Source organism: Bradyrhizobium sp. SZCCHNR1093 (assembly GCF_032381175.1).
Taxonomy (GTDB): domain Bacteria; phylum Pseudomonadota; class Alphaproteobacteria; order Rhizobiales; family Xanthobacteraceae; genus Bradyrhizobium.
Map to the genome: position 1 here is coordinate 63,081 of NZ_JAUHJJ010000007.1, position 16,164 is coordinate 79,244.

Consider the following 16,164-nt stretch of genomic DNA (forward strand, 5'->3'; position numbering starts at 1 on the left):
GTCCCTTGCTCACATCTCGAATAATAGCTGCGCGGAAGCTGCGGCGAAATCGATCCGGGGCGGCGACACCGATGTCGCAGCGCGTGGGGTGAGCAATGCGACGTCTGCCGCTGCGGGATCCGCCGATCATGGCTCAGGCCAATGGCGTTCGTTCGACCTGGCGCGTCGCGCGCGATGCGATAGGGGCGCTGTGATGTCCGAGCATGCCGATGCCCTCGCCACACGCTTCGGAGACGGCGGACCGGATGGCGGCGATGTCGAGGCCAATGCGTTCCTGCGCGGCGTGCTGTCGCGCAAGACGGTGCGCCGCTATAGCGACCGGATGCCGGAGGAGGGGCTGCTCGACCTGCTCGTCGCCTGCGCGCTGAGCGCCTCGGCCAAGTCGGATTTCCAGCAAGCCTCGGTCATGCGCGTGCGCAATGCCGACAAGCGGGTGGCGATCGGCCGGCTGTTTCCGAGCATGCCCTGGATCGGTGCGTCGCCGGTGTTCTTCGTTTTCCTCGGTGATGCGCGGCGGCTGCAGCGCATCGGCGAGCTGCGCGGCAAGCCGGTCAGGAACGGCACCCTGGAAGGCTTTTTCAACGCCTCGGTCGATGCGGCGCTGGCGCTGCAGACCATGATCCTGTGCGCGGAGTCCGCTGGCCTCGGCACCTGTCCGATCAGCGTCATCCGCAACGAGATCGACACGGTCTCCAATGTGCTGGAACTGCCCGACATGGTGTTTCCCGTCGCTGGGCTGTGTCTCGGCTATCCCGCCGCAGAAGGCCATGTCAGCCTGCGGCTGCCGCGCAGCATTACCACGCATGTCGACCGCTACGGCGACGATGCGCTGCCCGTGACGCTCGACGATTACGACCGGCGACGCCATGCGCGGCACGCGATTCCGAAAGAGCAGCAGCGCGGCAACGCCGAGTTCGGCGAGGCCGATTTCTACGGCTGGTCGGAGGATAAGGCGCGGCAGGCCGCCAAGGCCGAGGGGGCTTCCTTCCCACCTTATCTGCGCGCGCACGGCTTCAGCTTCGACTGATCAGTTCATGTAAGGAGATACGAGATGACCAAGCCTTCGTTTCCCCGCCTGTCGGCACCGTCGCGGCGAGCAGCGCTTGCGCTGCTGGCCGCCGCGCTGACGCTGCCGGCCGCGTTCAGCGCCAAGGCCGGCAGCCTCGACGAGATCAAGAAGCGCGGTCTCATCGTCGCGACCGAGGACGATTTCCGTCCCTTCGAGTTCGTCAAGGACGGCAAGCCGACCGGCTTCGACAACGAACTGATCGAGGATCTGCGCAAATACGCGCCGTTCGAGATCAAGCAGCAGATCCTGCCGTGGACAGGCATCCTGGCCGGCGTCTCCACCGGCAAGTACGATGTCGCCATCACCGCGGCGATCATCACCAAGGAGCGCAAGAAGTCGCTCGACTTCACCAGCCCGATCGCCGACGCGACGCACTATTACGTGAAGCGCAAGGACGACAAGAGCATCTCCGCGATCAAGGATCTCAGCGGCAAGACCGTCGGCGTGCAGGCCGGCAGCGCGCTGCTGGGGCGGCTGCCAGAGCTCCAGGCTATGCTGGAAAAGGAGGGCGGCAAGCTCGGCAAGGTGGTCGAATACACCTCTTATCCCGAAGCCTATCAGGATCTCGCGCTCGGCCGCGTCGACTACGTGGTCAACACGATCATCAACATCAAGGCGCTGATCGCCGAGAAGCCGAACGTGTTCGCGGTCGGCCAGCCCGTCTCCGGCAAATCCTATCCGGCCTGGGCGGTCGCCAAGGGAAACACGGAGCTGGTCGAATTCCTGAACGGCTTCATCGCCAAGGAGAAGGAAAGCGGCCGGTTCGCCGAATTGCAAAAGAAGTGGTTCGGCGAGGCCTTCCCGGATCTGCCGGTCACGTTCGAGCCGGAATTCTGACGCCGCGGTTGGGGTGCAGCTGATGTGCGGGTGGCGATCGCTGCGCGCCGGTCCGCTCGACGGCGAGTTGACCCTCGACGGGACGCGGCTGCTCGGCGACGCCACGGGTGGACGGCGATGAGCGCGGCCGACGTGCTGGCCATCCTGCAGGGCGCGGTGGTCACGGTGACGCTGTCCTTGGTCGGCATCCTGATCGGGCTGCCGATCGGCCTTGGCCTGGCGCTGCTGCGCTGGGCCAACGTTCCGATCGTCGCCCGCGTGGTCGCGGTCTATGTCTCGGTGCTGCGCGCGACCCCGCTCGTGACGTTGCTGCTGCTGCTGTTCTTCGCGCTGCCCAATGTCGGGATCGCAATCGGGCCGGTGTCGGCGGCGATCCTGGCGCTGGTGATGAACACCTCGGCGTTCAATTGCGAGGTCTGGCGCGCCGCGCTGATGAACTTCCCGAAGGAGCAGTACGAGGCCGCGCAGTCGGTCGGCATGCATGCGAGCCTGCGCTTCCGCCGCATCGTCCTGCCGCAGATCGTGCGGGTCAGTCTGCCCGGGCTCGTCAACGAGATGTCGCTGCTGATCAAGGTCACGCCCGTGCTGGCGGTCGTTGGCGTCGTCGACATCACCCGCGCGGCGGTGCGCATCGGCGCCGAGACCTATGAGCCGCTGCCGCCGTTCCTGGTCGCCATCGCGATGTATGCGCCGATCGTGTTCGCGCTGGTCTCGCTGCAGCGCTTCATCGAGCGGCGCCAGCTCGCAGCCGAGGCCGCATGATCCGGGATTTCGCCATCGTCTGGAGCGAGCGGGGTCTGCTGCTGAGCGGTCTCGGCAACACCACGATCCTCTCGGTGCTGTCGGCGATCGCCGGGCTCGTGATCGCCTTCGTGCTGACGCCGGCCCTGATGTCGAAGCGGCGCTGGCTGGCGCTCACCGTGCGCGTGTTCGTCGACGGCATGCGCTGCGTGCCGTTCCTGCTGTTCGCCTACATCGTCTACTACGGTTTGCCCTCGTTTGGCATTAGGCTCGACAATTGGAGCTCGGGGCTGGTGGCGCTGACCGTCTATCACGCCGCCTATCTCGCCGAGATCCTGCGCGGCGCCTGGGCGGCGCAGCCGCGCGAGCCGATCGAAGCCGGCGTCGCCTTCGGCTTCTCCGGGGCGCGATTGTTCCGCCGCATCATCCTGCCGCCGCTGCTGCTCGCCGCAGGTCCTGTCATCGGCAACCAGATGATCCAGATCGTCAAGGACAGCGCTTTTCTAACTATCATCGCACTGCCCGAGCTGACGCATGCCGCGAGCTCGATCCAGTCGCGCCACTACGTGCCGTTCGCCGCCTTCATCACCGCCGTGATCCTGTATTGGGGGCTCTGCCTCGTGATCGAGGCGGGTGTCAGCGGCATCGACCGGCTGGCCGCGGCGCGGCGCTGAGAAGGAGCCCGGGATGACCGACGACATGGCCGTGCTCGACGTCGCCGGCATTTCCAAGCGGTTCGGCGAGCTCGAGGTGCTCTCCGATATCAGCTTCACGGTGACGCGCGGCGAGACGGTCTGCGTGCTCGGCCCGTCCGGCTCCGGCAAGTCGACCCTCCTTCGCTGCATCAACTGGCTGGAGCGGCCGGATGCCGGCCAGATCTATCTCAACGGAGACCGCATCGGCATCAACAATGGTGGCGTCGTTATGTCCGACCGTGAGCTGTCGCGGGTCCGCACGCGGATCGGCATGGTGTTCCAGCATTTCGCGCTGTGGCCACATCTGACGGTCCTTCAGAATCTCATGGAGGCGCCGGTGCAAGTGCAGAAGCGTCCCGTGGCCGAGGTGCGCGAGGAGGCGATGGCGCTCCTCGCCAAGGTCGGGCTCTCCGACAAATGCGATGTGTTCCCGGCGCGGCTGTCCGGTGGGCAGAAGCAGCGCGTCGGCATTGCGCGTGCGCTGGCGATGAAGCCGGACGTCCTCTTGTTCGACGAGCCGACCAGCGCGCTCGATCCGGAGCTGGTCGGCGAGGTGCTGGTGGTGATGCGCGAGCTTGCGCGTGAGGGCCGCACGATGGTGATCGTGACCCACGAGATGGGCTTTGCTCGCGAAGCCGCCACCCGCATTCTGTTTCTCGATCGCGGCCGCGTAGTCGAGACCGGGCCTCCGGAGCGCTTCTTCGTCAACCCGGAAACCGAACGCGCGCGCCAGTTCATCCAGCGCTACGCCGCCGGATGAATCAGAACGCAGCGAGGGAACACGCCATGGATCCGATCTATCATCTTCTTCCCGATGCGCCGAAGCCGGTCACGCCCTACAGCCATGCGGTGCAGGCCGGTCCGTTCCTGTTCGTCACCGGCCAGCTCGCGACCGATCCCGATGACGACGCGCTGCCGCTTCCCGACGGCATCGAGGCGCAAACCCGCAAGGTGATGGACAATCTCGCGCGTGTGCTGAAGGGCTGCGGCATGAGCTTCGCGAACGTCGTGTTCGCCCGCATCTACCTGACCGATTTCAAGCGCGACTACGCCGCGATGAACGCGATCTTCTCCAGCCATTTCGACGATGCGCAGCGGCCTGGCCGGACCACGATCGGCGTCTGCGATCTGGCGCGCGGCGGCATCGTCGAGATCGACATGATCGCCTACAAGCCCTGAAGGAGAGAGCGATGGATCCGATCGAGATTCCGGCGCGGCGCGGCAAGGCGGCGCTCGTCACGGCCGGCCAGGTGGTCACCGTGATCAATACCCATGGCGAGCAGGTGGTCGACACCTGGGCGTTCAATCGCGCTGACCTCTCCGAGTTCATGTCGAACGAGCACACGCGGGCGCATTCGCTGCATCTGGTGCCGCGGCGGGGCGACGTGCTCCGGACCAACAGGCGCCGGCCGATCCTGACCCTGATCGAGGACACCTCGGGCGGCATCCACGATACGCTGATCGCGGCGTGCGACCGCTACCGCTATACGTTTCTCGGACACGAGGGCCATCACGACAATTGCGCGGATAACCTGTTCGCCGGCATGGCCGAACTCGGCCTGACGCCGCCGGAGGTGCCAAGCCCGCTCAACCTGTTCATGAACATTCCCTGGGAGGCCGACGGCACGCTCGGCTTTGCCGCGCCGCCGCGCCCCGTTCCCGGCGGCCAAGTGCGCTTGCGCGCGGAGATGGATCTGGTGATCGCGTTCTCCGCCTGTCCGCAGGATATCCTGCCGATCAACGGCAAGGCCGGACGGCCGGTCGAGGCGCATTTCACGGTGACGGACGCATGAGCGGAGAGACCAAGGCGGAGCGGGCCGCCGCCAACCGCCGCCGCTACGAGGAGCTGCGCGCGGCGGGGCAGGAGTTGAAGCAGCTGCCGCCGCCGACCGCGCGCGACGGTGCGCCGATCACAGCGAACGCGATCATCCAGACCGAGCAGGTGCCGCCCGGCTGGCACGCGACGATGCGGCTGTCGCGCGGCGAGGCGCTGCGCATCAGCGATGATCTTGGCCGCTCCAGCGTCTCGCTGCTGGCGTGGCGCAGCGAGGATCCGTGCGAGCGGATCAACTGCGCCGACACCGTGAAGGTGCAATGGAGCGCGGCGCTGTCGAAGGGCCGGATGATCCTGTCGGACATGGGACGGGTGCTGCTCTCGGTGATCGAGGATACCTCCGGCGCGCATGATCTGCTGGTCGGCGGCTCGACCGCGGACTCGACGTTGGCGGCCTATGGCGAGGTGACGCGCAACACGCAGGCGAACTTCATCTCGGCCGCCGCCAAGATCGGACTGGGCCTGCGCGACATCCCGCCTTGCGTGACCTTCTTTGCGCCGGTGACGACGGACGCAAACGGGCGCTTCGTCTGGCAAGCTGCGCGCAAGCGCGCCGGCGACTTCGTCGATCTGCGCGCCGAGATGAACCTGATCGTCGCAGTCTCCAACTGCGCCCATCCGCTCGATCCGGCGCGGCCGGCAGCGACCACGCCGATCACGCTGATCCGGCGCCGGCTGCCGCCGCCTGCTGATGACGATGTCTGCCGCAGGGCCTCGCCAGAAGCCGTGCGCGCCTACGCCTTCACCGATCAGCTGTTCGCCTGAGGAGCGTGATCATGTCATCGACCGATCCCGGCCATCTCGTCTACAGCTTCGACATTCCCGCCGAGCAGCCCTGGTCGCGGGTGCTGAAGAGGGGCCAGACGCTGCGCATCATCGACAGCGAGGGCGAGCAGGCGGTGGACGCGCTGATCTACGTCGCCGCTGACACCGCCGAGCGCTACAGCGCGCAGGACACCTTGCGCGTCCAGGGCTCGGCCTATCTCGAGCTTGGGACGCGGCTGATCTCCAACCGCGGACGGGGGATGGCGCGGATCACCGCCGACACCTGCGGCCGCCACGATACCTCGGCCGGCTGCTGCTCCTGCGAGAGCAATGCCGTGCGCTTCGGCGAGGCGACGCGCTACCTGCATGCCTGCCGGGAGAATTTCATCCTGGAGCTGTCGCGCTACGGCCTGACCAAGCGCGACATCGTCTCCAACCTGAACTTCTTCATGAACGTGCCGATCGAGCCCTCCGGCAATTTCACCGTGCTCGACGGCCCGTCCGCGCCGGGCAACTACGTCGACGTGACCGCGGAGATGGACGTGCTGTTCGTGATCTCGAACTGTCCGCAGGTGAACAATCCATGCAACGGTTTCGATCCGACTCCGATCCGTGTGGAGATCAGGGAAGCGACGGCATGAACCCCTGCTGCTGCAGGCGCACGCTCGTCGGACCGACCTGCGGCGAGAGGCGCCTCAACTCGCCTCGTCGCGCAAGTGATACCAGCGATAGAGCAGGCGCTGGCCGATGCGGCGGAACGGCGCGAAGGGCTGCGTCGGCAGCGCCGAGGTGAAGATCGGCAGATCCTGCCCCTTGAAGGCTTGGCCCGCGAGCATCTGCGCCATCCGGCGGCCGGCCTGCGCCGAATAGGAGACGCCGTCGCCGCCATAGCCGAGCGCATAGACCAGCTTCGCCTGGGCATCGGGACGCACGATGCGCGGCATCATGTCGTGGCTGACATCGACCCAGCCCCACCACGAATAATCGATCTCGATGCCTGTGAGCGCGGGAAACTTGCGATGCAGGCCGTCGATCAGGAGCTGGAGGTGCCGGTCATGCGTAGCGTCGGCGCCGGTGGTGGCGCTCCGGCTGTCGATCTGGACGCGGTCGTCCGGCAGCAGCCGGTAGTAGAAGCGCAAGGTGCGCGTGTCGGAGATCACCTGCCGGGTCTTGAAGCCGGTCGCCGCGAGCTCGGCCGCAGTGAGCGGGCGCGTCACCAGCGAGTTCGACAGGATCGGCATGCAGCGGCCGGACAATTCCGGGCGTCAGCCCCAGCGAGGTATAGGCGCCTGTGGCGATGCCGACGCCGTTCGCGGTCACATTGCCGCCGGGGGGACTGTAGACCCGATATTTGTGATCAAGCTATGCGATCTTGGGCCAAGTGAGGTCGAGGCAGAGGCGATTGCCGGCAGACATCTCGTTATGCCTGCCCAGAGACATGAATCGAGCCGTAGCGGGTCGAAGAGGCGCAGGAAATGCGGAAATGGAGCGCGAGGCCGAAGCCCTGCCTGGGCTGACCTCAACGCTGGCTGTGCAACCAATTCCCGCCAATTGGCTAAGTGGCTACCAGCTTCCTTGCGGTGCTCCAAAGACTCTCAGCGGCATGGATCATCCGCGCCCGTGCGCGGATGAGGCATATGTTGATCTTGATGTCCCAGTCCTTCGGGCCGGCTCTCACCAATCGGCCGCTCTGGAGATCGAGCTCGACCAGGCTGCGTGGAGCCCAGGTGATCCCGCGGCCTTCCCGGGCCATGTTGATGAGCAGCATCACCGGTGCTGAGAAGCTGGGGAGCAGCATGGCGCTCGGCTGCTTCGTCGCGAGGAAGGCGGTCACGATGCGGCCCACGCCGGAACCTGGATGATAGGCGAGATAGGGCAGCGGCTTGTCCGCAGAGCCAGGCAGCGCAAACCGCGGCATCGATTGCCGCCGGCGACCGCTGCGCGTGACGGCCCTGTAACCGGTCGCGCTGATCGGGACCAGGACGTCGTCGGCGAGATCGATGCGCTGAAAGCGATCGTTGTCCAGGCGGCTGGCGAGCGATGGATGGTAATGCGCCAGCATGAAATGCGCATGGGCCTCGAGCAGGAGCTTCTCACACCCGGCGAAGTTCGACGCCACGAGCTGAACGGCGGAACCGGACCGCGCGCGGTCGACCCGGCGGATCCAGTCCGGAAAGAACGTCTGCGACAGTGCGTGGGTGGCGACGAATTGAACGGTCTCGGCCTTGAGGCGAGCCGCTTCCAGGGCCTCCTCGCGGCCGTTTGACAGCCTGCGAATGACGTCCTCCGCCACCGGACGAAAACTCTCCCCTGCCGGCGTCAGCTTCACGACATGGGTGCTGCGCTCGAACAGAGGCGCTCCAAGCCACGCTTCCAGCGACTTGATCCGCCGGCTCAAGGCCGGCTGCGTCACGTGCCGGCGCAGCGCTGCGCGGGAGAAGCCGCCGTCCTCCGCAATAGCGAGGAAATCCTCGATCCAGCTCAGGTCCATGATGCCAATTCGTTATTGAATTATTCCAATCTGGCATTAGCACCGCGGCACCGGCTGGTCCAATGTCAGGCCAAAGATAAGGGCCGCGGAGACGCTGTTTGCAGCGCCGAAGAGCACGAGGCGGGAGGACACGGAATTGACGATCACAACGACTCCTTTGTCCGAGGCGCTCCCGACGCAGGCTGCTGCGCCTCGTGCCGGCTCGCTTTGGCGGGAGCCTTATGTCCTGATCGTGGCGGGCGCCGTGCTCGGCGCACTCGTCGGCGCGCTGTTTCCCGCTGCGGCACTCGAATTCAAACCGCTCGCCGACGGCTTCATCTCGCTCATCAAGGTCACGATCGCGCCGCTGGTATTCCTGGTTGTGGTGACGGGCATCGCGCAGGTCGGCGACATGAAGGCGGTCGGACGCATCGGACTCAAGGCCTTCCTGTATTTCGAAATCGTCACGACGCTCTGCCTGATGTTCAGCTTCGTCGTGGTGCGATGGGTCCAGCCCGGCGCGGGGGTGGCGCACGCCACCCCGCAACAGGCCGAAGCCGTTGCCCGCTATGCGCAGACCCATGTCGGCTCGTTGTCGGCCTATATCCAGCACATGATCCCCGAAAGCTTCTTCGGCGCGTTTGCCAGCGGCGACGTGCTTCAGGTTCTCGTGCTCGCGCTGCTGTGCGGTATCGGCCTCTTGATGCTCGGCGAAAAGGCGCTGCCGCTGCGCTCGGGCATGGAGCGGTTGACCGAGCTCGTGTTCAGCGTGGTCCATGTCGTCGTCATGCTGGCACCGATCGGGGCCTTCGGCGCCATGGCTTTCACGGTCGGCAAGTTCGGCGCCGCCACATTGTACGCCCTCGCGCTCCTGGTCGGGACGGCCTGGGGGATGATGGCGTTCTTCATCTTCGTCGTCCTGGGAATGATCTGCCGTCTGGTCGGCATCCGGCTGATGGACCTACTCCGGCTGTTGCGCCCCGAGCTTCTCGTCGTGCTCGGAACGTCGTCGTCGGAGACGGCGATTCCCGGAATGATGGAGAAGCTGCCAAGGGCGGGGGTGGGACGTGCCGTGACCGGTCTCGTCATTCCGTCCGGCTACTCCTTCAATCTCGACGGCGTGGCGCTGACATTGCCGCTGAGCACGATCTTCGTGGCGCAGGTCTACGGCATCGAGCTGAGCACGGCGCAGCAGTTGAGCCTGTTTGTCGTGATGCTGTTCACCAGCAAGGGCGCAGCCGGTGTCACGGGCGGGGCGTTCGCCGCGTTGGCGGCGACCATCGTTGCGGCCGGGCTGCCTGTCGAAGGCCTCGCGCTATTGCTCGGAGTAGACCGCTTCATGTCGCTGGCGCGCGCCATCACCAACACGATCGGCAACGCAGTGGCCGCGATCGTGGTGGCGAAATGGGATGGTGAATTCGACCGCGACGATTGGGGGCGGGTCGTCCAGATGAAAGCAGCAAAGTAGGATCCATGGTTCTCTGTGAAGACTTGCCGATCGTGGCGCTGGTTCCCGGTGATTGCACCGGTATCGGTCCTGAGCAGACGGCGCGAATCCTCTCCGATCACCGGCTGGCCGATGCGGCGCGCCTCGTCGTGGTGGGCGATGCCCGCGTGCTGGAGATGGGAATGGCGCATGCCGGCGTGAGCTTCGATATCGAGCGGATCGGCTCCCCCAGCGAGGCTTCCTGGGCTTCTGGCAAGATACAGCTAATCGATCTCGGCAACACCGACCCGTCGAGGCACCCGATCGGAAAGGCCAGCGCCGAGTCCGGGCGGCTCACCGGAGAGACGCTGTCGCGGGCGATCGATCTTGCCAAGGACGGCGCGATCAATGCCATCACCTTCGCGCCCTTGAACAAGCGGGCGATGTTCGACGGCGGCTGGAGGTACCCGGACGAGCACAAGATGTTCGCGGACCTGCTCGGGCACCGTACCTATTTTTCTGAAATGAATGTGCTGGATGGTCAATGGATGTCGCGCGTCACCGGGCACCAGTCCCTGCGCGAGGCGCTGAACGACATCAGCCCGGCGCGGATCGCCGATGCGGTGGTCCTCGTCGACAGGATGATGCGGAGATCCGGAGTCGCCGCGCCGCGGATCGCCGTGGCCGCGCTGAATCCGCATGCCGGCGAGGGCGGCTTGTTCGGTCGCGACGAGATCGAGATGATCAAGCCGACGGTCGAGGCGATTGCGAAAAAGGGCATTGTCTGCAGCGGTCCGTATCCAGCGGATACGGTTTACATTCGCGCCTTTGCCGGCGAGTTCGACAGCGTCGTCGCGATGTATCATGACCAGGGGCAGATCGCGACGAAGCTGCGCGGCTTCAATCGCGGAGTGACCGTGACGGCCGGCCTCGAGACGGTCTTCACCACGCCCTCGCACGGCACGGCGTTCGACATCGTCGGCAAGGGCGTCGCAAACACCGGCGCGCTCGAAAGCGCGGTCCGGCTCGCCGCGCAATTGGCCTCGTTCAAAGCCCGGGAGACGTTACATGCACACTGATCGCAGGACCCTGCTTCAGGCCGCCGCCGCTCTTCCCTTGTACGCGGTCGGCGCGAATGCGGCTTTTGCACAGGCTGAGGCACCGGCGGCGCCCGCCGCGGCGCCGCCCAAGGAGGTCACGCGTACGCTTGCGCGGTACATCGTCTCGGCGGGATACGATGATCTGCCGGTCAAGGTCCGCAAGGAAGGCGTGAGGACGCTGCTGAACTGGGTCGGCGTCGCGATCGGCGGGTCGCGACATGAAACGGTTGATATTGCGGTCGCGGCGCTGGCGCCGTTCTCCGGCCCGCAGCAGGCGTCGCTGTTCGGCCGGCGCGAGCGGTTCGACATCATGAACGCCGCCTTCATCAACGGCGTGTCCAGCCACATCTTCGATTTCGACGACACCCATCTGAAGACGATCATCCATCCGGCCGGCCCGGTGGTTTCGGCGATCATTGCGCTCTCGGAAATGCAGCCGGTCTCCGGAAAGGAGTTCTTGAATGCGCTCGTCCTCGGTGTCGAGACCGAGTGCAGGATCGGGAACGCCGTCTATCCGAACCACTACGATGTCGGCTGGCACATCACCGGGACCGCAGGGGTGTTCGGCTCGGCGGCAGCTGCAGGCAAGCTGTTGAAGCTCAACGAGCAGCAAATGACCTGGGCGCTGGGCCTCGCCGCGTCGCAGCCGGTCGGCCTGCGCGAATCGTTCGGGTCCATGAACAAGAGCTTCAACCCCGGCCGTGCGGCGTCAAACGGCATATTTGCCGCCCTTCTGGCGTCGAAGAATTTCACGTCGTCGGACGGGATGATCGAGGCGAAGCGCGGCTGGGCCAATACGATCAGCACCAAGCAGGACTATGGCGAGATCGTCGGCGATCTCGGCAAGCGTTACGAAGCCGCGCTCAACACCTACAAGCCGTTCGCCTGCGGCATCGTGCTGCATCCAGCAATCGACGCCGCGGTCCAGCTGCGCAACGAGAACAGGCTGACGGCCGATCAGATCGACCATGTCGATCTCAAGGTCAACCCGCTCGTGCTCGAGCTGACGGGCAAGAAGACGCCGCAGCAGGGGCTCGAGGGCAAGTTCAGCATCTATCACGCGGTGGCCGTGGCGATCGTGGAAGGCGCGGGCGGAGAGAAGCAGTTCAGCGATCGCGCGGTAACCGATCCGACGGTGCTGTCGCTGCGTAGCAAGGTCATTCCGGTCATCGCGCCCGAGATCAAGCCGGAGCAGGTCGAGATGACGATCGTGCTGAAGGATGGGCGGAAGCTCAGCCGCCGCATCGAGCACGCCGTCGGCAGCGTTGAAGTGCCGATGACCGACCAGCAGCTCGAGGCGAAGTTCTCCGATCTCGCCGACGGCATCGTTCCTGCCGCATCGATCCGGCGGATCATGGACGCCTGCTGGAATGTCGAGGGCCTGTCGAGCGCAGCCGACATCGCGAAGATGTCGGCGTCGGCGTGACCATGGAGAACGGGGCCCAGCTGTCACGTCGCCGGCTCCTGCAATCGGCGGGGGCGTTTGCTGCGATCTCGGCGATGCCGATCCGTTTCTCCCGTGCCGCCGGCTCGGGCGTAACCGAACGCTTGGCGCGCTACATGGTCGCGGCGCGCGACCAGGAGCTGCCGGAGCAGGTGGTGCTCGCATGCAAGCACCGCATGTTCGACACGCTCGGCGCCATGGTGTCCGGCGCTCGGATGCATCCGGGCGAGATGGCGCTGAAATACGTGCGCAGCCTCGGCGGCGCGCCGCAGGCGTCCGTCGTCGGCTCCGACTTCCGGACGACGGCCGTCAATGCGGCGATGGCAAACGCCATGTGCGCCCACGCCGACGAGACCGACGATTTCGAGCCAGTCACCAAGGCACACCCGGGCTGCGCCGTCCTTCCCGCCGCGCTTGCGATGGCTGAACGGGAGCATCGCAGCGGGCGCGACGTGATCCGCGCCGTTGCGCTCGGCTATGACCTGACCTGCCGCCTTCTGATGGCGCTCGGGCCGGACCTGGTGCGCGGCTCGCATCGCAGCGCCGAGGGCACGTCCTCGACATTCGGTGCGCTCGGCGCGGCGGCCTCGCTGGCCCGGCTGGACGAGCGGGGCATGCGTCACGCCATTTCCTATTCGGCGCAGCAGGTCTCAGGGCTGTGGAGTTGGGTGAAGGACAAGGACCACATCGAGAAGGCATTCGATTTCGCCGGCATGGGCGCGCGCAACGGCGTCATGGCCGTCGACATGGTGATGGCGGGGCTCACCGGCGTCGATGACGTGCTCGATGGCACCCACAACCTGTTCATCGCGCTGTCGAGCGATCCGAAGCCGGAGGAGATGGTCAAGGATCTCGGCAGCCGCTTCTACGTCACGGAAACCGCCATCAAGACCTTTTCGGTCGGCTATCCGATCCAGTCGCCGCTGGATGCGCTGCTCACGCTGCGCCGACAGCACGGGCTCACTCCAGACAACGTCCGCAGCATCCTGGTCAAGCTTCCGACCGACGCGATGGGCATCGTCGGCGACAGCGCCATGCCCGACGTGAACTGTCAGCATCTCGTCGCACTCGCCTTGGTCAAGGGGGCCGTCTCATTCGCCGACAGCCATGATGTCGCGCTGATGCGCGACCCGATGATCCTGGAGCAGCGTGGGAAGGTGACGCTTGTAGGCGACAAGAGTCTGATGGATCCGGCCGCGCCACGCGGTGCGATCGTCGAGGTGACTCTGGTCGATGGCCGCAAGGTCGATCATTTCACTAGGCATCCGCCGGGCACCAGGGAGAATCCGCTGAGCACGGAGGCCGTCAACGCCAAGACCAGGGATCTGATGACGCCCGTTCTGGGGCGTGAGAAGACGGAGAAGCTGATCGACATGGTCGGGCGGCTCGAAGAAATCGACGACATCGGCCGGTTGCGCGCACTATTCGCGGCGTGATCGGCTGTCATGGCGATGAGAAGCGATATCGACGATCCCGACACCGGCTGGAAGGGACGAGGTCTGTGGACCACGACCGGCACGCACGCGAGCTTTCACGGCGAGGGCGGCAAGGAGGCGTCGCCGAAGGTCTACAAGGTGCAGATGAGGCCTGATCCGCTGGCCCACTGAAGCAAAACGCCACGGGGAGCCTTCACGGGTCGTCCCGTTCTGGGACTGAGAGACATGAAGACGACATCACGACGCGAACGGACGTGTCGATCAGGATCGTCTGAGGTCCCGCGCCGCGTTCAATTTCATCGTCGTTGGATCGACCAGAAGGAGGGGCACGTGATCAATCTCAACCGTCGTCAGTTGTTGGCCGGCGCAGCCTTGGCAGGGACTGCGGCCGCTACTCGCCTCGGCACGGCGCCCGCCGGAGCGGCTATGAATCCGGCCGGCGCGCAGGCAGCCGGCTTCTACCGCTACAAGGTGGGATCGTTCGAGTGCATGTCCATCAATGACGGTGCGCGCACGTTTCCGGTTCCGGACAAGTTCGTCACCAACGCGTCCAGGGAGGAGGCGGTCGCCGCCGCCGACGCCGCCTACATGCCAAAAGGGATGGTGACCATCCCCTTCAACCCCCAAATCATCAATACCGGCAGCAAGCTCGTGCTGATCGACACCGGGAACGGTGTGGCCAATCTCGAGCCCAGCAAGGGCGCGGTCGGCCGAACCCTGCAGAACCTTGCTGCGGCAGGCGTCGATCTGAAGGCCATCGATGTCGTGCTGCTGTCGCATCTGCACCCCGACCATACCAACGGCATCCGCGCAGCCGACGGATCGATAGCGTTCCCGAATGCCGAGATCATGGTGCCTGCGAAGGACTGGGACTTCTGGACCAGCGAGGACAACGCGGCCAAGGCGCAGTCCAGCGAGATGATGAAGAACTACTTCGCCAATGTGAGGAAAACCTTCGCCGGTATCGAGTCGAAGGTGACGAAATATGACTGGGACAAGGAGGTCGCTCCGGGGATCACGTCGATCGCGACCCCCGGCCACACGCCAGGTCACACCTCGTTCGCGGTCGCGTCGGGCAACGCGAAGGTTCTGATCCAATCCGATGTCACCAACATCCCGGAATTCTTCCTGCGACATCCGGATTGGCACGTCGTCTTCGACACCGACCCCGATCTTGCGCAGCAGACCCGCCACAAGTTCTACGACATGGCGGCGGCGGAGAAGGCGATCGTGATCGGATTCCACTTCGCGTTCCCGTCGGTCGGACACGTCGAGAAAGACGGCGCCGGCTATCGGCTGATCCCATCATCGTGGAATCCGACGCTATGAAAGACCGGCACATTGTCAGCACGGCGGTACCCATGTCGGATCGCGCCAGACCACGCATGAAATCGACCGGTCCGCTTGCATCGCTTGGCTTTGCCATCGCAAGCCTTTGCTTGGGCTTCTCGGCCATGATGGCGGGAGCAGCTGCGCAGGATGCGCGCGAGATCGCTCCGACCGGCGTGTTGCGCGTCGCTGTTGCGGTCGGGCCGGCCGCCTCGGCGTTCTGGACGACACGCGATCCGGCGACAGGCAGGCCTGTCGGCGTGACAGTCGAACTTGCCCAAGCGGCCGCAGGCAAGCTCAATGTGCCACTCGAGCTCGTAGAATATCAGAGCTCGGACGAAATCGCGGCCGCCGGCAGCAAAGGCGCGTGGGATCTGTCCTTCATGCCTGCGGATCGGAAGCGAGAGCAGTTCGTCGATCAGGGACCCGCTTATGTCGCCTACATGAGCGGGTATCTCATTCGCGCCGGCTCAGACATCACCTCCGTTGCCGAGATCGACCGTCCGGGAATCCGGGTTGGCTGCATCGAAGGCACCTCGACGTCCAGAACGGTCGAGGCGAGCATGAAAAGTGCCAGCGTGACGAAATTCGTCAAACCCGAAGAGGCCGCTGACTTGATCGGTCAGAGTCGGCTCGACGCCCTCGCCATGGGCATGGAAGCATTGGAGGAGCTATCGCGGCGCCTGCCGGGCAGCCGGGTCTTGAACGAGGTCATCCAATCAACGGGCGTCGTCGTGGTCGTCCCGAAGGGCAAAGTGACGGCGCGGGAGTGGGCGGCCGGATTTCTTGCAGATGCCAAGGCGAATGGCACAGTACGCCGAGCGCTCAATCAAAGTGGATATGTCACCGCCAAGGTCGCCCCGTGATGCCGCGGTGAGCTCCGGCCAAGCCATATCTTTCGCTTATGAGCGCCAACGCCAAATCGTATTTTGGCTGTCCTGGAATTCCGTCTATCTCCAATCGGCGGGCGATGAAGCTGTCGGCAATCATAATGGACACGACCGGCAGGCACGCGCAG

Annotated in this window: 17 protein-coding genes and 1 pseudogene; 16 read left to right on the top strand and 2 right to left on the bottom strand. The window is 65.3% G+C overall.

Annotated elements, in window-relative coordinates; translation table 11 throughout:
• The first annotated feature begins 193 nt into the window (after positions 1–193).
• From QX070_RS22085 to QX070_RS22125, 9 genes are all read left to right on the top strand, one after another.
• On the top strand, positions 194–1,027 hold the full coding sequence (locus QX070_RS22085) for a nitroreductase family protein (protein WP_315739203.1): 834 nt from the start codon (positions 194–196) through the stop codon (positions 1,025–1,027).
• A 24-nt stretch (positions 1,028–1,051) separates the two neighbouring features.
• The gene (locus tag QX070_RS22090; RefSeq protein WP_315739205.1) at positions 1,052–1,906 is read left to right on the top strand and encodes a transporter substrate-binding domain-containing protein; all 855 of its coding nucleotides are present in this window, start codon (positions 1,052–1,054) and stop codon (positions 1,904–1,906) included.
• Between the two features lie 117 nt (positions 1,907–2,023).
• Positions 2,024–2,668, top strand: coding sequence for an amino acid ABC transporter permease (locus tag QX070_RS22095; protein WP_315739206.1), 645 nt, complete (start codon positions 2,024–2,026; stop codon positions 2,666–2,668).
• A complete protein-coding gene (locus tag QX070_RS22100; protein WP_315705368.1) occupies positions 2,665–3,321 on the top strand; it encodes an amino acid ABC transporter permease in 657 nt (218 codons plus the stop codon). The genes QX070_RS22095 and QX070_RS22100 overlap by 4 nt, the downstream gene beginning before the upstream one ends.
• 13 nt (positions 3,322–3,334) lie before the next feature.
• Positions 3,335–4,102: an amino acid ABC transporter ATP-binding protein gene (locus QX070_RS22105; RefSeq protein ID WP_315739207.1), complete on the top strand. Its 768-nt coding sequence runs from the start codon at positions 3,335–3,337 to the stop codon at positions 4,100–4,102.
• A gap of 26 nt (positions 4,103–4,128) precedes the next feature.
• Complete coding sequence (locus QX070_RS22110; protein WP_315739208.1) at positions 4,129–4,521, top strand: RidA family protein; 393 nt, start codon at positions 4,129–4,131, stop codon at positions 4,519–4,521.
• 11 nt (positions 4,522–4,532) lie between these two features.
• On the top strand, positions 4,533–5,135 hold the full coding sequence (locus QX070_RS22115) for an urea carboxylase-associated family protein (RefSeq protein WP_315739210.1): 603 nt from the start codon (positions 4,533–4,535) through the stop codon (positions 5,133–5,135).
• Entirely contained in the window at positions 5,132–5,941 is an 810-nt protein-coding gene (locus QX070_RS22120; protein WP_315739212.1) for an urea amidolyase associated protein UAAP1, read from the top strand. The genes QX070_RS22115 and QX070_RS22120 overlap by 4 nt, the downstream gene beginning before the upstream one ends.
• An 11-nt stretch (positions 5,942–5,952) precedes the next feature.
• Positions 5,953–6,582, top strand: coding sequence for an urea amidolyase associated protein UAAP2 (locus QX070_RS22125; protein ID WP_315739213.1), 630 nt, complete (start codon positions 5,953–5,955; stop codon positions 6,580–6,582).
• Positions 6,583–6,636: 54 nt separating this feature from the next.
• Here QX070_RS22125 and QX070_RS22130 read toward each other — a convergent pair.
• Together QX070_RS22130 and QX070_RS22135 are read right to left on the bottom strand one after the other, a co-directional pair.
• Positions 6,637–7,273 (bottom strand): annotated as a pseudogene (locus tag QX070_RS22130) (NAD(P)/FAD-dependent oxidoreductase); the annotation flags it as partial.
• A 223-nt stretch (positions 7,274–7,496) separates the two neighbouring features.
• The gene (locus QX070_RS22135) at positions 7,497–8,432 is read right to left on the bottom strand and encodes a LysR family transcriptional regulator (RefSeq protein ID WP_315739214.1); all 936 of its coding nucleotides are present in this window, start codon (positions 8,430–8,432) and stop codon (positions 7,497–7,499) included.
• 136 nt (positions 8,433–8,568) lie between these two features.
• Between QX070_RS22135 and QX070_RS22140 the strand changes: the two genes are divergently transcribed.
• The 7 genes from QX070_RS22140 to QX070_RS22170 all read left to right on the top strand — a co-directional run bounded on the left by QX070_RS22140 (position 8,569) and on the right by QX070_RS22170 (position 16,012).
• Positions 8,569–9,879, top strand: a complete 1,311-nt coding sequence (locus QX070_RS22140) for a cation:dicarboxylate symporter family transporter (RefSeq protein ID WP_315739215.1) — start codon at positions 8,569–8,571, stop codon at positions 9,877–9,879.
• A gap of 5 nt (positions 9,880–9,884) precedes the next feature.
• Entirely contained in the window at positions 9,885–10,916 is a 1,032-nt protein-coding gene (locus QX070_RS22145; protein ID WP_315739447.1) for a PdxA family protein, read from the top strand.
• Complete coding sequence (locus tag QX070_RS22150) at positions 10,906–12,363, top strand: MmgE/PrpD family protein (protein WP_315739216.1); 1,458 nt, start codon at positions 10,906–10,908, stop codon at positions 12,361–12,363. The genes QX070_RS22145 and QX070_RS22150 overlap by 11 nt, the downstream gene beginning before the upstream one ends.
• Before the next feature lie 2 nt (positions 12,364–12,365).
• Complete coding sequence (locus tag QX070_RS22155) at positions 12,366–13,817, top strand: MmgE/PrpD family protein (RefSeq protein ID WP_315739448.1); 1,452 nt, start codon at positions 12,366–12,368, stop codon at positions 13,815–13,817.
• Between the two features lie 9 nt (positions 13,818–13,826).
• A complete protein-coding gene (locus QX070_RS22160; RefSeq protein WP_315739217.1) occupies positions 13,827–13,988 on the top strand; it encodes a hypothetical protein in 162 nt (53 codons plus the stop codon).
• A gap of 159 nt (positions 13,989–14,147) precedes the next feature.
• Complete coding sequence (locus QX070_RS22165) at positions 14,148–15,146, top strand: MBL fold metallo-hydrolase (RefSeq protein ID WP_315739218.1); 999 nt, start codon at positions 14,148–14,150, stop codon at positions 15,144–15,146.
• Between the two features lie 56 nt (positions 15,147–15,202).
• Entirely contained in the window at positions 15,203–16,012 is an 810-nt protein-coding gene (locus tag QX070_RS22170; RefSeq protein WP_315739219.1) for a transporter substrate-binding domain-containing protein, read from the top strand.
• Positions 16,013–16,164 lie beyond the last annotated feature (152 nt).

What these genes read in the sequence shown, in the direction of transcription:
- QX070_RS22085 (WP_315739203.1), top strand. Translation starts at nt 194, where the DNA reads ATGTCCGAGCATGCCGATGCCCTCGCCACACGCTTCGGAGACGGCGGA.
- QX070_RS22090 (WP_315739205.1), top strand. Translation starts at nt 1,052, where the DNA reads ATGACCAAGCCTTCGTTTCCCCGCCTGTCGGCACCGTCGCGGCGAGCA.
- QX070_RS22095 (WP_315739206.1), top strand. Translation starts at nt 2,024, where the DNA reads ATGAGCGCGGCCGACGTGCTGGCCATCCTGCAGGGCGCGGTGGTCACG.
- QX070_RS22100 (WP_315705368.1), top strand. Translation starts at nt 2,665, where the DNA reads ATGATCCGGGATTTCGCCATCGTCTGGAGCGAGCGGGGTCTGCTGCTG.
- QX070_RS22105 (WP_315739207.1), top strand. Translation starts at nt 3,335, where the DNA reads ATGACCGACGACATGGCCGTGCTCGACGTCGCCGGCATTTCCAAGCGG.
- QX070_RS22110 (WP_315739208.1), top strand. Translation starts at nt 4,129, where the DNA reads ATGGATCCGATCTATCATCTTCTTCCCGATGCGCCGAAGCCGGTCACG.
- QX070_RS22115 (WP_315739210.1), top strand. Translation starts at nt 4,533, where the DNA reads ATGGATCCGATCGAGATTCCGGCGCGGCGCGGCAAGGCGGCGCTCGTC.
- QX070_RS22120 (WP_315739212.1), top strand. Translation starts at nt 5,132, where the DNA reads ATGAGCGGAGAGACCAAGGCGGAGCGGGCCGCCGCCAACCGCCGCCGC.
- QX070_RS22125 (WP_315739213.1), top strand. Translation starts at nt 5,953, where the DNA reads ATGTCATCGACCGATCCCGGCCATCTCGTCTACAGCTTCGACATTCCC.
- QX070_RS22135 (WP_315739214.1), bottom strand. Translation starts at nt 8,432, where the DNA reads ATGGACCTGAGCTGGATCGAGGATTTCCTCGCTATTGCGGAGGACGGC.
- QX070_RS22145 (WP_315739447.1), top strand. Translation starts at nt 9,885, where the DNA reads ATGGTTCTCTGTGAAGACTTGCCGATCGTGGCGCTGGTTCCCGGTGAT.
- QX070_RS22150 (WP_315739216.1), top strand. Translation starts at nt 10,906, where the DNA reads ATGCACACTGATCGCAGGACCCTGCTTCAGGCCGCCGCCGCTCTTCCC.
- QX070_RS22155 (WP_315739448.1), top strand. Translation starts at nt 12,366, where the DNA reads ATGGAGAACGGGGCCCAGCTGTCACGTCGCCGGCTCCTGCAATCGGCG.
- QX070_RS22160 (WP_315739217.1), top strand. Translation starts at nt 13,827, where the DNA reads ATGGCGATGAGAAGCGATATCGACGATCCCGACACCGGCTGGAAGGGA.
- QX070_RS22170 (WP_315739219.1), top strand. Translation starts at nt 15,203, where the DNA reads ATGAAATCGACCGGTCCGCTTGCATCGCTTGGCTTTGCCATCGCAAGC.